This is a genomic window from Rhizobium sp. Leaf384, from assembly GCF_001424065.1.
In the GTDB taxonomy this organism is placed as follows: Bacteria; Pseudomonadota; Alphaproteobacteria; order Rhizobiales; family Rhizobiaceae; genus Ferranicluibacter.
Map to the genome: position 1 here is coordinate 130264 of NZ_LMQE01000010.1, position 16766 is coordinate 147029.

Annotated in this window: 15 protein-coding genes and 1 pseudogene; 8 read left to right on the plus strand and 8 right to left on the minus strand. The window is 64.0% G+C overall.

Translation table 11 applies throughout. From position 1 onward, the window contains the following. Window positions 1-302: 302 nt before the first annotated feature. Window positions 303-2126 (plus strand): CHASE4 domain-containing protein, encoded by a 1824-nt coding sequence (locus ASG25_RS21305; RefSeq protein ID WP_062479223.1) that lies wholly within the window; start codon window positions 303-305, stop codon window positions 2124-2126. Further along, the gene (locus ASG25_RS21310; RefSeq protein ID WP_062479225.1) at window positions 2123-4003 is read left to right on the plus strand and encodes an EAL domain-containing protein; all 1881 of its coding nucleotides are present in this window, start codon (window positions 2123-2125) and stop codon (window positions 4001-4003) included. Before ASG25_RS21305 ends, ASG25_RS21310 begins: the two co-directional genes overlap by 4 nt. A 59-nt stretch (window positions 4004-4062) precedes the next feature. On the opposite strand, the gene ASG25_RS21315 is transcribed toward ASG25_RS21310, so the two are convergent. Both ASG25_RS21315 and ASG25_RS21320 read right to left on the minus strand, forming a co-directional pair. After that, entirely contained in the window at window positions 4063-4308 is a 246-nt protein-coding gene (locus ASG25_RS21315; protein WP_062479228.1) for a hypothetical protein, read from the minus strand. 152 nt (window positions 4309-4460) lie between these two features. Next, on the minus strand, window positions 4461-4853 hold the full coding sequence (locus tag ASG25_RS21320; RefSeq protein ID WP_062479231.1) for a DUF1236 domain-containing protein: 393 nt from the start codon (window positions 4851-4853) through the stop codon (window positions 4461-4463). Window positions 4854-5081: 228 nt separating this feature from the next. Between ASG25_RS21320 and ASG25_RS21325 the strand changes: the two genes are divergently transcribed. Together ASG25_RS21325 and ASG25_RS21330 are read left to right on the plus strand one after the other, a co-directional pair. Next, complete coding sequence (locus ASG25_RS21325; protein WP_244479476.1) at window positions 5082-6518, plus strand: sensor histidine kinase; 1437 nt, start codon at window positions 5082-5084, stop codon at window positions 6516-6518. Window positions 6519-6529: 11 nt separating this feature from the next. Next, window positions 6530-7219 (plus strand): response regulator transcription factor, encoded by a 690-nt coding sequence (locus ASG25_RS21330; protein ID WP_244479477.1) that lies wholly within the window; start codon window positions 6530-6532, stop codon window positions 7217-7219. Between the two features lie 69 nt (window positions 7220-7288). On the opposite strand, the gene ASG25_RS22930 is transcribed toward ASG25_RS21330, so the two are convergent. Continuing rightward, a complete protein-coding gene (locus ASG25_RS22930) occupies window positions 7289-7846 on the minus strand; it encodes a hypothetical protein (RefSeq protein ID WP_062479237.1) in 558 nt (185 codons plus the stop codon). Between the two features lie 432 nt (window positions 7847-8278). On the opposite strand from ASG25_RS22930, the gene ASG25_RS21340 reads away from it, so the two are divergent. Further along, entirely contained in the window at window positions 8279-8680 is a 402-nt protein-coding gene (locus tag ASG25_RS21340) for a hypothetical protein (RefSeq protein ID WP_062479240.1), read from the plus strand. A gap of 83 nt (window positions 8681-8763) precedes the next feature. Here the strand turns inward: ASG25_RS21340 and ASG25_RS21345 are convergent, their stop codons facing one another. Beyond that, window positions 8764-9495: a GntR family transcriptional regulator gene (locus ASG25_RS21345; protein ID WP_062479243.1), complete on the minus strand. Its 732-nt coding sequence runs from the start codon at window positions 9493-9495 to the stop codon at window positions 8764-8766. Between the two features lie 300 nt (window positions 9496-9795). Here ASG25_RS21345 and ASG25_RS21350 point away from each other — a divergent pair, with 300 nt between their 5' ends. Continuing rightward, window positions 9796-10809 carry an SIS domain-containing protein gene (locus ASG25_RS21350; RefSeq protein WP_062479244.1) on the plus strand — a complete coding sequence of 338 codons (1014 nt, stop codon included), beginning with the start codon at window positions 9796-9798 and terminating at the stop codon, window positions 10807-10809. 177 nt (window positions 10810-10986) lie between these two features. After that, on the plus strand, window positions 10987-11799 hold the full coding sequence (locus tag ASG25_RS21355; RefSeq protein WP_062479247.1) for a PfkB family carbohydrate kinase: 813 nt from the start codon (window positions 10987-10989) through the stop codon (window positions 11797-11799). Between the two features lie 221 nt (window positions 11800-12020). Here the strand turns inward: ASG25_RS21355 and ASG25_RS21360 are convergent, their stop codons facing one another. The 4 genes from ASG25_RS21360 to ASG25_RS21375 form a co-directional block, all read right to left on the minus strand. Continuing rightward, complete coding sequence (locus ASG25_RS21360; RefSeq protein WP_062479250.1) at window positions 12021-12773, minus strand: amino acid ABC transporter ATP-binding protein; 753 nt, start codon at window positions 12771-12773, stop codon at window positions 12021-12023. 78 nt (window positions 12774-12851) lie between these two features. Further along, window positions 12852-13823: an amino acid ABC transporter permease gene (locus tag ASG25_RS21365; protein WP_062479290.1), complete on the minus strand. Its 972-nt coding sequence runs from the start codon at window positions 13821-13823 to the stop codon at window positions 12852-12854. Window positions 13824-13840: 17 nt separating this feature from the next. Then, window positions 13841-15121: an FAD-binding oxidoreductase gene (locus tag ASG25_RS21370; protein WP_062479253.1), complete on the minus strand. Its 1281-nt coding sequence runs from the start codon at window positions 15119-15121 to the stop codon at window positions 13841-13843. A gap of 59 nt (window positions 15122-15180) precedes the next feature. Further along, complete coding sequence (locus tag ASG25_RS21375) at window positions 15181-15987, minus strand: transporter substrate-binding domain-containing protein (protein WP_244479480.1); 807 nt, start codon at window positions 15985-15987, stop codon at window positions 15181-15183. Between the two features lie 317 nt (window positions 15988-16304). On the opposite strand from ASG25_RS21375, the pseudogene ASG25_RS22400 reads away from it, so the two are divergent. Further along, window positions 16305-16766: pseudogene (locus ASG25_RS22400) on the plus strand (transposase); the annotation flags it as partial.

Genomic DNA, 16766 nt, shown 5'->3' on the forward strand with positions numbered 1-16766 from the left:
CTTGTGGTGTTTCGAAGCGTCTTGTCGTGTGGTTCGAGACGGAAAGGCTCTGCATCACCTCTTGGTTCCGGCTCGGGACTTCAGTCCAAGCCATGCGCCGGCGCATCGGACTTAAGTCTGACGTGTGGCGTGAAAGGGAAAAGGGGAAGGCGGGAACGGCGCCGGGCCAAGATTCGTCCGTAAGCGAGTCTGGAAATTCTGGCGGCGCCGGAAGGCGTGGTCGAAACGAAGACGGATGTTAACCACCATCCGCAACCGCGGCTTTACGAAGACGATGTAAGGATGCCCCAAAGGGATCTTTCATGCGTCTTGTCACCAAATTGAACGTTGCGCTGCTCGGCGTCGTCGCCGTTTCCGCGGTTCTCAACTTCGCGACCTTGCGGCTTGCGGTGCTGCCGAGCTTCTCCGCCCTCGAGGAACAGTCGGCCGAGCGAAACCAGACCCGCGTGCTGGAAGCCATCCAGCTGCAGAAGGATCAGGTCGCCAACAGTGCCGGCGACTATGCCATCTGGGACGACACCTATGCCTTCATGCAGGGCGAGGGGCCCGACTATCAGGACAAGAACGTCACGGCGGAGTCGCTGAAGACGCTGGGCGTCACTTTCTTCGTTGCGATCGACACCGAGGGACGCGTGGTCCTCGACAGCGGCTATGCCGACGACGCGGAGGAGCCGCGACCGGTGAAGCTCCTGTCGGCGGACCGCGTGCCGCAGGGCAGCCCGCTCCTGTCCGAGCCCGAAGGCGTGGCCATCCGCTCGTCCCTGATGCAGACGGCGGAAGGCCTCGCCGTCATCGGCTATTCGCCGATCCTGCGCTCCGACAGGACAGGCGCTCGTGCCGGAACGCTCATCCTTGGCCGGCTTCTCGATATGGACGCGATCCGCGCGGCGACCCGCGTCGACTTCGATCTCGTGGCAACGTCAGCCTTCCCGACGCGGCCGATGGCCGAAAGCGACCGGACGGTCGACAAGATCGATCCCCTGCTCGGTCCGGACGGCCGGGCGTTGGCGATGATCCGGTCGCATACGCCGCGCGACATCACGGCCGTCGGCGAGAAGACGATCCTCACGACACTGCTGCTCCTGCTCGCCGGCGCCACGGTCCTCTCGCTCGTGCTCGGCGTGATTCTGCGGACCATCGTGATCCGTCGCATCGAGACGCTGCGCGCGCACCTCCTGTCGGTCGCCGCGACCGGACATCTCGATCCGATGCGGGAGGACGGCAAGGGCGACGAGTTGAGCGAAACCGTTATCACCTTCAATGCCATGGCGCGCCAGCTCGACGACCTCAGGGCCAAGCTGCGGCGGCAGGACTATGACCACGGCGCCGCCGACGAGGCCGCCGGCCTTCTGCACAACGTGCGCAATGCGCTCAGCCCGATCTCGGTCGTCGCCTGGGGGCTGGCGAAGGCGAACGCCGCACCCTGGAAGCAGAACCTGAGCAAGGCGCTCGACCAGCTTGGTGAGCAGGGGCTCGCACCCGACCGTGCCGCCAAGCTGCAGCAGTTCGTCGCCTTGTCGTCGGCGCGACTGATGGACGATGACCGGGCACGGCAGGAGGAAGTCGGCTCGCTGGTCGCCATGCTCCGCCATGTCGACGACATTCTCAAGGATCAGGACCGCGCGGCCCAGCGGGAGCGCGTGCTGGACGCGGTGGACGTCGCCGCCTCGGTGCGCAACGCCATGCCGCTGATCGAACGGCGCAGCGGCATCTCGGTGGATCTTAGCGACCTGCAGTCCCTCGCGGTCCTCGGTCATCGCGTTCCGCTCGAACAGGTCTTCGGAAACCTGATCGTCAATGCGGCCGAGGCGATCGAGGCGTCGGACAGGGGTACGGGCACGGTGCGGATTGGCGTGCGGCCGGTCAGCGACGCCGCGGGCACGGAAACCGTCGAGCTGACCGTCACCGATGACGGCGTCGGCATCGACGGGGAAAACCGGGATCGGCTGTTCGAGAAGGGATTCTCGACGAAGACGGGCGGCAAGCGTGGCGTCGGCCTCCACTGGTGCGCCAATGCCGTCAATGCCATGGGCGGCCGCCTGTCGGTCGAAAGCAACGGGCCGCAACAGGGGGCCACGTTCCGGATCGTCCTTCCTGCGGCACTTTCAAGACGAGACGCAGCATGACGATACCGACCCAGGAAAAACGCCGGATCCTGATCTGCGACGACGAAGCGGGTATTCTCGACGCCTACCGGCGGATCTTTTCTGACCTGCTCGCGCCCGCAGCAGACGCGGCCGCCAGCGACTACGACGCCCTGGCCGCCGATCTCTTCGGCGACGCGCCTGCGGCCGCGGTCGGCGTGATCGACGAGATCGTCACCTGCCGTCAGGGCGAGGAAGCGGTCGAGGCGGTGCGCGCGGCAAAGGCCGCCGGCCAGCCTTTCGGCGTGGTGTTTCTCGATGTGCGCATGCCGCCCGGGATCGACGGCGTCGAGGCGGCGCGGCAGATCCGCGCGATCGAGCCCGTGATCAACATCGTGATCGTCACCGGCTATTCCGACCACCGCCCGGCCGAAATTGCCGGCATGGTGGGAACGCTCGACCGGCTGTTCTATCTCGTCAAACCCTTCGATGCGGACGAGGTGCGGCAGATGGCGACGACGCTCGTCAACCGCTGGACCAGCGACAGCCGGATCGCGACGGAACTCGCGGCTCAGGTCGAGGCGCTGGAGGAACTCAACAAGGCGTTGCAGGCCAGCGAAGCATCCGCCCATCGGGCCGCCCGCCGCGACCCGCTGACGAACCTTCTGAACCGCACCGGCCTTCAGGAGCAATTCGACAGTGCCCGCATCCGTGCAACGGCGACCGGCGCAAGGATCGCGCTGCTGTATCTAGATCTCGACCGTTTCAAGTGGGTCAATGACACCCATGGTCATGGTATCGGCGACCTGCTGATCTGCGAGGTCGCGCGGCGCCTGTCGGCTGCGGTCCTCGACGACGGCTTCGTCGCGCGCCTCGGCGGGGATGAATTTGCCGTCGTCTGCGAGACGACACGCCTCGAACCGGTGCTGGACCGCGTCCTTGCGGCGGCGCAGGCGCCATTCGTCACGGGTGCGCATCATCTGCCGGTTCATTTCTCCATCGGCTATTCCCGCGAAAGCGACGAGGCGGAGACCGATCTGCCGGAGCTCATGCGCCAGGCTGATGTCGCGCTGTATGTCGCCAAGGATGCCGGGCGCGGGATCGCGCGGTCGTTCGACCCCTATCTCGACCAGATGTTCCTGCACGACCAGGCGATGGCACGCGACCTGAAAGTCGCCATCGAGACGAACGGCCTGTCTCTCAACTACCAGCCCTTGATGTGCATCGACGGCAAGACGGTCACCGGCGTCGAGGCGCTCCTGCGCTGGGAGCATGGCGACCATGGCCTTGTTTCGCCCGAGGTCTTCGTGCCGATGGCGGAAAAGAACGGCCTGATGGGAGAGCTTGGCGACTGGGTTTTGAGAAACGCCCTGACGGACGCCCGGGCCTGGCCCGACGTCACCACCTCGATCAATCTCTCGGTCCTGCAGTTTGCGAACCCGGATTTCGCCGAGACGGTCCTGACGCTCACGCGGGAAATGGGTGTCTCGCCGGACAAGATCGAGTTCGAGATCACGGAAACCGCGATGGCCAACGACACGGCCCTGTTTCTCGCGCAGGTCGAGATCCTGCGGCTGGCCGGGTTCCGGTTTGCACTCGACGATTTCGGCAGCGGCTATGCGAGTATCGGCTATCTCTCGCGGCTCAATTTCCACAAGCTCAAGATCGACCGCTCCTTCGTCAGTGCCCTCACCACGAAGCCGGACGCCGACAAGATGATCCGGTCGATCGTCAGCCTGGGCCTGGCCATGGGACTGACGATTACGGCGGAGGGCGTGGAGGACGTCATCCAACACGACATCCTGAAGGCGGTCGGCTGCGACCAGCTTCAGGGGTTCCTGTTTCACAGACCGTGCTCGCGAAGCGAGCTGGAGAAGATCCTGAGCCGCGCACGTCCCGGCCGCCAGAATGCTGCTTGAGGGAATGCGAACGGGCCCGGCCATGCAGTCCGCTCCGGCAAGCAGGGAAACAGCCGCGGCTACTTTTGAACGCCGCTCTTGTCGGTGCCGAGCTGGCCCGAAAACGCAACCAATGCGTCGGCGACGCCATAGTTCGGCGTGCGCTTCATGGTCTCGGAGAGGGCCAGCACATTGGCCTTGTAATGATCGCCCTTCAACGTGCCTGTCTGCTCGAAGGTGGCGACCAGCGCCAGAAGCTGGGCCTCGTGCAGGAGATGCAGCTTCTCGATTTCCTGAAACGGGTCTTTTTTCTCGTCCTTGGCCATGACAGGTCCACTTTCTCGGAGGGTGCTCCGTGTTTGAAAAACATGTCTGCGGCAGGCCGCCACGCGGGGCGACCTGCCGCAGACACGCCGCTCGCCAACGCGCCGCCCGCAAGGGGTTCAATGGCGGCAGCCGGCGAGACGGTCAGGTGCCGTTATTCGACGACCTGAACCACGGTGTAGGTGTTCGGATCGACGATGACCCGGCGCTCGTTGACGACGGCATAGGCATAGGTCGGGTCTTCGGCGACAGGGGTCAGCACGACCTCTCTGGGGAGCGGCTTGCCGACGGCCACATCCTGCTCGATGCTGATGCGCTTTTCGGGCAGAGGCTGGCTTTCGACATACTGCACGACGCGCGCCGGCGGCGGATCGATGGCCGTACCGGCGATGGCGCCGACGGCCCCGCCCACGACGGCACCGACAGGACCACCGACGACAGCCCCCGTAACCGCGCCGCCGGCAGCGCCGGTGACGGTTCCCTCCTGGGCCACGGCCGTGCCGGCAAGGGCGATGAGTGCGGTTGTTGCAATGAGAAGATGTTTCATGGGTTCCACCTTTCGGATCGTTGCGATGCCCCTCAACCCGGTTCGCGCCGGCCCGTTCCGCCGCTCAGACTTTTGCCATGCGACCTCCGACTTTGGTCGCACGATGAGCAGGGAGAACGGGAATCTCTGGCAAAGGTCTCTGGCGATGGCGCTCTTGCCTTGCGGTAGGCGCCTTCCATGTAATCGCACACTGACATATTGGCGGCTGGCAGCCGACGTCGAGGATCCATGCGCCGACCCATTGAAGGGCACATCCAGAGCCGAATGCGCGCCATGACCGGCCGCTGGAATGCGCTGTCCCTTGCGCATCAGTTCTTCATCGCCGGGGGGGCGGTCGCGCTCGTTGCGATCGTGCTCGTGGGCGCCTTCGTCACCAATCTGATCGAGGCGACGGTGACGCGCAATTCGGCAGCGGCAACCGCGCTGTATGTCGACAGCATCATTGCGCCGATCCTTCCCGATCTGAAGACGGCCGCGGCTCTTGACGAGACCGTGGAGCGGGCGCTCGACGAGACCCTGAGCCAGGGCGCACTTGGCCAGCGGCTGATCTCGTTCCGGCTCTGGCGGAAGGACGGGACCGTCCTTTATGCCAATGACAAGGCGCTGATGGGCCGCCGGTTCGAGCCGAACGCCGATTTGCAGCGCGCCTTCTCGGGTGGGATCGTCGCGCGGTTCGATCATGCCGACGACCCGGAAAGCACGACGGAGAGGGCGACGGGGAAGCGGCTCCTGGAGATCTACAATCCCGTTCTTCAGCCCTGGTCGGGCGAAATCGTTGCCGTTCTCGAGTTCTACGAGGTGTCGAACGAGTTCGAGAACGATCTTCGCACGGCTCGCCTCTCCACCTGGGCGGCGGTCATCCTGGTGACCCTGCTGTTCTTCAGCGTGCTCTCGCTGATCGTGTTTCGCGGCAACCGGACGATCGAGCGGCAGCGTGTGGCGCTTGCCGGCCGCATTGCGGAGCTCTCCTCGCTTCTCTCCGAAAACAAGGCGCTCAGCGCGCGCGTGCAACGCGCCTCGCAGCGCACTGCCGCGCTCAACGAGAACTTCCTGCGCCGCGTCGGAGCGGACCTGCACGACGGGCCGGCGCAACTGGTGGCGTTTGCCGGCCTGCGGATCGACAGCGAGGTCTTGCTCGATCCCTCGGTTTCGCGCGCGAGACGGGAGCAAGAGATCACCGCGATCAAGGACAGTCTCGACGAGGCCATGCGCGAGATCCGCAGCATCTGCACGGGCCTCGTCCTTCCCGATATCGAGGCGCTCGGCGTCCGGGACATCGTCGAACGCGCTGTGCGCGCCTACCGCCAGCGCACCGGTGCGCGGGTGGCGCTGGTCGACGAAACGCCGGTCGAGCTTCCGGCTCTGTCCACGGCCATGCGCATCTGCATCTACCGTTTCGTCCAGGAAACGCTCAACAACGGCTATCGACACGCGCATGCCAAGGGTCAGAGCGTCACGCTGAACGTGACGGATCGGACGGTGACCGTAAAGACGGCCGACGAGGGAGCCGGCTTCGACGTCTCCGCGGTGCAGCCGAAAAGTCTCGGCCTTGCCGGCCTGCGCGAGCGGATTGAAAGCCTCGGGGGGCAATTTAATATACAGGCAACGCCGCAAGGCACAGTGGTCACGATGCGCCTCGGACTGGAGGAGGGGGAACAGACATGAAAGAGGCAGACATGAGAGAGGCGGGTATGATTTCGGCAAGTCCGGCGCATACAGGACAGGCGATCAGCATCGCCGTGGTGGACGACCATCCCCTGTTTCGCGAAGGCGTAAGTCGCAGCCTCAATGAGATCGGCGGTTTCCGGATCGTGGGCGAGGGCAGCAGCAGTGCCGACGCCGTCCGGCTGTCGCGCGAATGTGCGCCTGACGTCATGCTCCTCGACATTTCGCTGCCGGGCGGCGGGCTGGAGGCGATCGAACCCATCCTCGAGGATTGCCCGACGCGCATTCTGATCATGCTGACGGTGTCGGAAAGCGCCGACGATCTCAAGACAGCCATCCAGCGCGGTGCCAAGGGCTATGTGCTGAAGGGCGTCGGCTCGCGCACCCTCGCGGATATCATCCGGACCGTTCATTCCGGCGAAAGCTACATTGCGCCGGCGCTGTCCTTCAAGCTGGTGGCCGACATGACGGAGGCCCATGCCAAGCCGGCCGATCAGGACGTGCTCGCCGGCCTGACCGCCCGGGAGCAGGACGTGCTGAAGCTCGTCGCCTCCGGCTTGAGCAACAAGATGGTCGCACGCGACCTGAACCTGCATGAAAAGACGATCAAGCATCACATGACGCGGATCTTCGTGAAACTGAACGTGAAGAACCGCACCGAGGCGGCCTTGGCCATGCGGGACGCCAACCAGCCCCGCTGACGGGGTCTCGCTCACCGCTCTAGTCACCGGCGTCGAGGGATTAAGGGCAAGGCGCTCCAGCCTTGGCCGTCAGCGGATCGCCAGCCGCCGGAGCCTTTCGCGATCCGCCCGCGTCGCGCGGCGATCGACAACGATACGGCCCTGGGCATCCCGCATGACGTAGCGGTCGCCGGTCAACTGTTCCCGAAAACCGTTGCGATGCCGTATGCTCAGGGCCTGACCGTCCGCCCCGTCGGCATCCGGCCTCGAGAAGGCCGGAAGGCTCGAAGCCGGTGCGGAGGCGCCCGTGTCCCCATTGCTGCTGCCCGCGGAACCGCTCTTGCCGCGCCCGCCGTTGCTGCTGCCATTGCTGCTGCCATTGCTATTGCCTCCCCCGCTGCTCCCCGAATTTCCCCCGCCATTGTTCCCTCCACCATTGTTCCCTCCGCCGTTGTTCCCGCCGCTGCTGTTCCCCCCGCCGTTGCCGCCGCCGTTGTTTCCGCCGCCGTTGCCGCCGCCGCCATTGTTTCCGCCTTTGGCAAAGGCGCAAACGCCGTCAAAGGGGATCATCCTGTCCAGCGCAGGGCGGACGGGGGCTATGGCGAGGAGACAGCCCATCAGGCTTGCGAGATACAGCTTTCGGTTCATCATCTCTCCGGACCCCGGCGCGTCATGATCGTTGCCAGTCTACGTTCCCGCGACGTCGTTGGACTATCGCGGTGACGCCATCTCTCTGCATTGCCCGACGATCGGGATCACCGTTGAAGCCCTTTGTTATGGCCAAAGTTCCATTTTTCGGGCGGCCTCCCACTAAAGGCGCAACCGCACCGAAAAAGGTCTGATGCCGGACCCGACTGAAGTCCCGGCATGGGAACCTTTGCGCAGCACATCCTCGGGCGATGGAAAACAGGCCCTTCGACAAGAGACGCATACGGCCGCAGATGGGTTTCGCCACGGGTCGAAATGCGGACACGGGCGCTGCCTCCGGCCGGAGCCTTGTCGAGACGCTTGCCTCCAACGCTGCCGGGATTCAGTCCCGGTTCATCTCCGGAGGGTCATATCGGGTCCTGGAGACACGCTATGACCGAAACGTTCCATGATCAGAAACTGCCGGCGAGACGCAGCCTGCCGCTCAAGGCGATGGCCGGGTGCGTGACGGCGGTGATCTGTATGAGCTACGCGATCGGCAGCTATGCCGCGCACGCGCCGAGGGATGTCGGAATCGGCGCCAGTTCCTGCGCGGCCACGGTCGAGATGCTCGGAGACATGCATTTCGATCGCATCGTCACGGCGTGGAGCTCGGGCTTCATCAGCGGATCCAACGCCGGCATCTCCGGCGAGCGCGCGCGACCCCGCGATACCGCGACCGTCTCGGAAGCCTCGATCCTTCGCCACGTGCGAACCTTCTGCGCCGCGAACCCTACGGAAACCCTGGGCTCTGCCGTGGCGACCCTGTTTGCCAGCCTGCCGGACGATCATTAGCCGGATGTGCAATTTGGGATGACCTTGCGCCCTGCGGCGTGTCGGGTCAGCGCCGATCTCGACCGGACGCGTCGTCCACTTTGTTACTTCCGGACGAGACTGAAGGAGAAATGGCTGCCGCGATGATAGTCGATCGCGTAGATGACGGGGATGCCCGTGACCGTGTAGCAGGTTTCGGTGATGAGCAGGGCAGGGCCGAAGCTTGCAAGATCATGGCGGTCGATGACCTCGTCCGGCAGCATGACGGCGGTGACCTGGGCGGATGACATGCGCGGCCGTTTCTTGTGGTGATCGAGCAGCGAGAGGAGCGAGCCGCTCCAGTCGGTCTCGTCCAGCGCGCCGGGGATCAGGGCGCGCGGCACGTAATCGATGCAGTAGAGGATCGGCACCGCCTCTTCGAACCGCAGCCGCTCGATGCGGATGACGCGATCAGTCGCTTCCAGCCGCAGGCGCGCCTGCAAACCCGCATCGGCTTCCTCTTCCGAAATCGACAGGACACGGTTCACCGGCTTGTAGCCGTAGTGGCGCGTCATCTCCGTGACGCTTTCGAAGGCCGTGATGGGACGATCGACCTGAACGGCGGCGATGGCCGACACGAACCGGCCACGCCCATGCTCGACGTAGATCAGATCGTCCTGCTCAAGGAGTTTAAGGGCCTCACGCACCGCCGCACGCGAAATCTTGAAGCGCCCTGTCAGCTGGGCTTCCGTAGGCATCTTGTCACCGGGCTTCAGGCCCTCCTGGCGAATCAGATCCGAGATCCGGTCGCGCAGCTGGATGACAAGAGTTCGGGCATCACGAAGCGACTCGTCCAAAGCAACCCTCGTGCCCTTCCCGTGAAATTCTTTCATGTCCGACAACGGCCTTTTGGTCAAGCGTCAAGCATTAGCAGAGCCTCTTGGAACGATGTTGTCCCAATCTTTCCGGCGTTACGCACCTCCTCAACAAGAGCTCTTGCAAGAGGGAAGTCTTCGAGGGAAACGGGATTTGGCTTGCTCTCGCCGCACCATTCTATCCCGGACCATCTTGACAGGAAAGATGCCGGATGTCAGTTGTCTTACAACATTGAAGGAGCGGCAAGGCCGGAGCCATGTCCGCCGAACGGGAGGAATGCCATGCTGAATTTCGACGAACAGCGCTATCTTCGTATCCAGTCGGGAGCGGTCGCGCTCGCCGGCCGGTTCGATGAGGTCATCGGCCGCTGCCTGGAAGCGGGTGCCGACAGCGTGTTCTTCCTCGGCACGGGCGGGGCGGCGATCCTGATGCAGCCGGCCTACCAGCTGCTGCAGCGGCGGTCGCGCTTCCCCGCCTTTATCGACCTGACGGCCGAACTGGTCATCACCGGCTCGGCCAATCTCACCCGCAACTCGATCGTGGTGATGCCGTCGCTGTCCGGCACGACCAAGGAAAGCGTGGCGCTTCTGGCGAAGATCAAGGAGATCGGCGCCACGGTCCTGACGCTGGTCGGCCATGCCGAGACGCCGCTCGGGCAGGGTGGGGACCATGTCTTCGTCAACTTCGCCGAAGACGACACGTCCTGCGAGTCCTTCTATCTCCAGTCCCTCTTCGTCGCGCTGTCGATCATGAAGCACCGCGGCGAGATTGCGAACTACGATCAGCTGATCGGTGAAATCCAAGAGCTTCCCGCCGGCCTTCTGGCGGTCAAGCGCGCCTATGAGGGACAGGCCGAAGCCTTTGCGCGCGTCCTGGCGGGCTCGGATTATCACATCGTCACGGGTGCAGGAAATGTCTGGCCGGAGGCCTTCTATTACGGCATGTGCATCCTGGAAGAGATGCAGTGGATTCGCACGCGGCCGGTCCACGCGTCGGACTTCTTTCACGGCACGCTGGAACTGGTCGAAAAGGGCGTCAGCGTCATCCTGTTCAAGGGGGAGGACGCCTGCCGCCCGTTGGCCGACCGCATCGAGAGCTTCGCGCCGTCCTACACGGACAAGCTCACCGTGCTCGACACCGCCGCCTTCGACCTGCCGGGTATTTCGAGCGAGCTTCGCGGCCTTCTGTCCCCCGTGCTTCTCGCAGCCGTCCTCGAGCGGATCAGCGCCCATCTCGAAGTGATGCGCGACCACCCGCTGACGACACGCCGCTACTACAAAAAAGTGGCGTACTGATCTCGTCGGCGAACCCGAGGCAGCGCATCGCGTTGCCTGTTGCATGGCAAGGTTTCCCTTGCCATGCCGTTTCGACAGGGCAGGGTGATCGGAACGCGCTGACCCGTTTTGTCTGCAATGTCCTGGTGCCGAGGCAATCGCCCCGGCGCACTCTACAAAACTGGAGCAAGGTGCCTGATGTTTCCCGCCCGTTTTGGCATTGTCGGCGACAATTGCGTCGATCGTTTCCAGCCGCCTGTCGCCCAGTCGCTGATCGGTGGCAACGCGATCAACGTTGCCGTGCAGCTGGCCTTGCTCGGCCATGACGTTTCCTATTTCGGGGCGGTCGGCACCGACAAGGATGGTGCGCGAACGCGCGATCTGTTGCGCGCCAACGGCGTGCGCACCGATCATCTGCGCGAGGTCGCAGGCAACACGGCCTTCACGAACATCGACATCACGGCGACGGGCGAGCGTATCTTTGCCCATGAAGATTTCGGCGTCTGCAAGAACTACATCCCCGATGCGGAGGATTTTCAGGCGCTTCTTGCGATGGATCACGTGCATCTCGGCTGGATCGCCGACGACGGCCTGGTACGGCGCCGTCTAGCGGCCGCCGGCTGCAGCCTCTCGCAGGATGTCTCCGTCAACAATGATTCCGCGCATCTCGGCGTTGCCGGCCTCAGTGTTGCCTTCGGCTCGGCGGGCGAGGACGGAGACGCTGCCGACGCGATGATGGCGCAGTTCCTGGCCGATGGTGCCCGCCTTGCGGTCGTGACCCGTGGTGCGCGGGGCTCCTGCGCCACGGATGGCGCCACCCGGGTCGAAACCGGCATCGCGCCGGTCGACGTGGTCGATACGACAGGCGCGGGCGACAGTTTCATCGCGGGCTTCCTGCACGCCATGATGGACGGCCGCGATCTCCAGGACTGCCTCATCGCCGGCCGCAGCCGCGCTGCAGTGACTTGCACGCATGTCGGCGGCTTCCCCCAGGACATCCAGCCCCTCTGAAGCGCGTTGCGTGAAAAGGGATCCACGCAACATGCTTCAAGTCCTTGTTGTGATGTATGTCGTTTCCCGAAACCGCTGCACGCTTTCGGGCGACATGCATGAGATCGTCCCCCCACCCGTAAGGCGCATTGCTCCCGTGGCCGGGTGCCGGAGCAAACAGCTCCGGCCCTGATACACCTGGGTGAGACGAAGGCGTCTCGTTTCCGGCGCTCAGCGGGGCGTCAGTGCAGGATCTGGCTGAGAAACGCCCGGCTGCGCTCGCTTTGTGGATTGTCGAAGAAGGCGGCCGGGGCGGCTTCCTCGATCACCCGGCCGCGATCCATGAAGATCACCCGGTCGGCGACCTGGCGGGCAAAGCCCATCTCGTGCGTGACGCAGATCATCGTCATGCCGTCCTCGGCCAGCGACACCATGGCGTCCAGCACCTCCTTGACCATTTCCGGATCGAGCGCCGAGGTCGGTTCGTCGAACAGCATGACGTTCGGGTTCATGCAGAGCGCCCGGGCGATGGCGACGCGCTGCTGCTGACCGCCGGAAAGCTGGCCGGGATATTTGTGCGCCTGATCGGCGATCCGGACGCGTTCGAGATAATGCATGGCCGCCGCAATGGCCTCGGGCTTGGCCGTCCTGCGCACCCAGATCGGGGCAAGGGTACAGTTTTCAAGGATCGTCAGATGCGGAAAGAGATTGAAGTGCTGAAACACCATGCCGACGTCCCGCCGGACCTCGTCGATGTTCTTCTCGTTGCCGTCGAGCTCGACACCGCCAACGACGATGCGGCCCTCTTCATGGGCTTCGAGCCGGTTGATGCAGCGGATCAGCGTCGATTTTCCGGATCCCGAGGGCCCGCAGATGACGATGCGTTCCTTCTTCGCGACATCGAGCGTGATGTCGTCCAGCGCATGGAAGCTGCCATACCATTTGTGGACGCCCGACAGGGAAATCTCGGGGGCGATGTGGGTCGGTTGCGACACGGGACTATGATCTCCGGTTGGTGCGGATTCGGGCGGCTGGGGAGCGGGCGGGGGGCGGGATCGTCGGGCGGCGTACGATCAGCGCGCGTTGAAGCGGCCGAAATGGGCTTCGATGCGCGATTGCAGGAACTCGAGGCCGATCGACAGGATCCAGTAGATCATCGAGGCCGTGATCAGCATTTCGATGTGACGGAACTCCGTCTGCCCCTGGGTGCGCGCGAGGTACATGATTTCCCAGACGCCGACGACAGAGACGAGCGAGCTGTCCTTGAGCATGGCGATGAACTGGTTGCCCGTCGGCGGCACGATGACGCGCATAGCCTGCGGCAGGATCACGAGGAACATCGTCTGGTTCGGGCTGAGACCGAGCGCGGTTGCGCCCTCCGTCTGCCCGCGGTGGATGCTCTCGATGCCGGCCCGGAAGATTTCGGTCATGTAGGCGCCGTAGCAGAGCGACAAGGCGAGGATGCCGGCGGGAATGGCGCCGATCACATATCCCACCTGCGGCAGGCCGAGATAGATGATGTAGATCTGCATGAGCAGCGGCAAGCCGCGGAAGAGCGAGGTGTAGAAGGTCGCGAGGCCGTAGATGACGCCGTTCTTCGACAGTTTCGCGATGGCGCCCGCCAGCGCGATGACGGTGGCGATGGCAATCGAGATGGCCGAGATGTAGAGCGTCGTCACCACGCCTTGCGAGATCATGAAGCCGATCTTGCGGGCGATGAAGGAAATCGACAGGTCGAACGAATAGAAGAACAGCATCAGGAGCGTGAACAGCTCCAGCCAGACTGCGACGATCTGCTGCCGGCGGGAGAGGAACTGCAGGAGCTTCCAGTTGACCGCCAGCAGCGCGGCGATCGTGACCGCCGACACGATACGCGCCAGCGGCTTGTTGTTCTGCAGCCAGTCGGCCATCGATGGCGCAAGCTTGCCCATCCAGGCTGCGCTGATCCCCATTGCATAGAGAGCGGCAGCAACAAGCGTGAAGATGGACAGGATGAAGAGGCGCCGCGCCGCTTCGGGATGGTTTAGGATCAGTCGTCCGAGCATCGAGATTCCCCGCCGGATCAGGCTGCGCGTTCGCGCCACCAGTCCTGCATCTGCAGTTTCCAATAGGTCAGCTGAGCGGTGGCAAGGCCCGCAACGCCGCCGGCCCAGACGAGCCCGAACGGCGAGAACATCGTGTAGCGATCCGACTGACCGAGAATGCCTTCCGCAACCAGCTTGCCGCCGATCGCCGTCGTGTTCAGCCCATGGCCGCCAAAGGCGGTGCAGTGCCAGACATCCGGCTGCATCTGCCCGATCTGCGGCATGAGGTGGCGGGCATAGGACATGAGGCCCGACCAGGCGAGCTCGGTCTTCAACCCTTCCAGCTGCGGGTAGGTCCCGAGCATCTCGCGCCGCAATGCCTGTGCAAGCGCTGTCGGCGACGCCGCGCGTGTCGTGATCCGTCCGCCCCAGAGAATGCGCGTGCCGTTCTCGACGACCCTGTAGTAATCGCCCGCCCGCCGGTTGTCGCCGATGGCATCCGTGGTCGCGATCGCGGTGCGGATCAGGTCGGGCGCGGCTTCGGTGATCATGACATACGTCGCGATGGGCAGGTAGGCGCGGCGGAGGCGGCCGACGAGTGAGCCGGTGTATCCCCCGGTCGTGAACACGACGTGGCGCGCAGAGACCCGACCCTGCGGCGTGTCGATGCGTTTTTCCGGGCCGTCGAGCATGCAGCGTGTGGCAGGCGTGCGCTCGAAGATCGTCCCGCCCAGCCGCTCGATCTCGGCGGCCAGCGCCCGGAGATAATTGAGCGGATGCATGTGGAAGGCCTGGGGGTCACGCAGGCCCTGGAAATAGCGCCGGGATTTCAACCGCGCACGGACGGCATCGGTCTCGAGATAGTCGAGCGTGTAGCCGTAGTCCCGGGATATCTGGTCCGCGTAGCGGCGGAGGCTGTCGCCATCGTCGTACCGGGTCACACTGGTGATGCCGGGAACAGGCTTCGCATCCACGATCGACAGGTCGCGAATGGTGTCGCGCACGAAGGCCACGCCCTCGATCGACAGGCGGTGAATGTCCTGTGCGGCCCTGGCGCCGGCAAGCCGCGCAATCGCATCGCTGCCGGTGGCAAAGCCCGGGCTGACGAAGCCACCATTGCGCCCGGAGGCGCCGAAGCCGACGCTTTCGGCCTCCAGCACGACGACGGCATGGCCGGCCCGCGCCAGTTGCAGGGCCGTCGTCAGGCCGGCAAGGCCGCCGCCGATCACCACGGTCTGGGCCTCGACAGGTCCCGAGAGCGGGGCGCGCTCGAGCGGGCTCGCCATCGTGCGGCGATAATAGGTATCCGGATAGGTCATGATGAGGGATCGCTTCGGCAAGGAAAGACAGTGCCTGCGGCGCAGGCACTGTCGGGGTCTCAATCGGCGCTGTAGTCCTTGCCGTACCATTTGGTGGTCAGCGCCGCGAGCGTACCGTCGGTCTTCATGTCCGCGATCAGGCTGCCCACCTTGGCCGTCCATTCCGGATCGACCTTCTCGTCGATGACGACGAGCGGCTCACGGAAGGCATAACCGCCGTCGAGGATGCGCAGCGGATAGCCGTTCTTGATGGCGTTCTTCGCCGTCTGCTCCGGCGCGATCACGGCATCCAGCCGGACGCCGTCGCCAAGGCGAAGATCGTCGAAGGGCAGCATGGAGTCGGCAAAGGTGCGGATTTCGCCGGGCTCGAGATTGTATTCGATCGGCGGCAGGCCGGGCGCGTCGATCTCCAGCTGGTGGCGCACGAAGTCTTCCGAGGTCGTCGCCGTTTCCACGCCGATCACCTTGCCCTTGAGGTCGGCGACCGTCTTGGCGGCGCTGTCCTTGTGGACGACGTAGACATAGGGGCTGTAATAATAGATGCCCGCAAAATCGATGACCTGCGCCCGCGCCTTGGTCGGCGTGACCGAGCCGACGCCGAGATCGTAGCGGCCCTGCCAGCGTCCGCCCGTCAGGGTCGCCCAGTCCGGCGTCTGGAAACTCACCTCGACGCCGAGCCGCTTGGCGATTTCCTTCGAGACATCGATATCGAAACCGACCATTTCATTGTTGTCGTCAAGGAAGCTCTGGGGCGGCCAGCTGCTGTTGGTCGCCACCACCATCGCCTTTTTGTCCATGACGCGATCCAGTGTCTCGCCGGCAAAGGCACCGATCGGTGCTGCCAGAAGCGCTGCACCCGTGAGCATAAGTCCGAAATATCGCATGTTCCCTCCCAAGAACGCCAGGGCATCTTTGTAAGATGTCTGACAACTATTTAATGCCGTCGATCGCCTTGGTGTCAAGAGGGGATCCGGAAAACGCGATGCTTCTCCCGCATGATGCCATGCGCTTGATGCACCATGTGTGGAATCAGCGCTGGGAGCGCCGTTAAGTCGGCAATCAACCGGCATGCAGTGTCCAAATCGGCCGACCTTGATTTTGGAAGACGATGAAGTGGAAGTGACCTGCCACTGCGAATTTCCTCCAGCATTGATTAGAGTCCGGCCCATGAGAGGACGGACGAATGAAGAAGCAGAGATTTACGGAAGAACAGGTCATCGGCGTGCTGCGAAAGCAGGAGGCTGGCGCGAAAGCGGCTGACCTGTGCCGCAAACATGGCMTATCKGAAGCGACGTTCTACAACTGGAAGGCCAAATACGGCGGCATGGAAGTGTCCGAGGCGAAGCGTCTGAAGGCGCTCGAAGAGGAGAATGCCAAGCTGAAGAAACTGCTGGCCGAGCAGATGTTGGATGTTGCCGCGCTTCGCGAGCTTCTTGCAAAAAAATGGTAGGGCCCGTCGCCAAGCGTGAAGCCGCCACGCATCAGAAGACCGTCATGAGTCTTTCGGAACGGCGGACCTGCCAGATCATCTCCGTTGATCGTAAGACGATCCGCTACCGGTCGTGCCGACCGTCGGAGGTGGCATTGCGAGCAAAGCTGCGCGATCTGGCCAATGAGCGTCGGCGTTTCAGATACAGACGGCTGT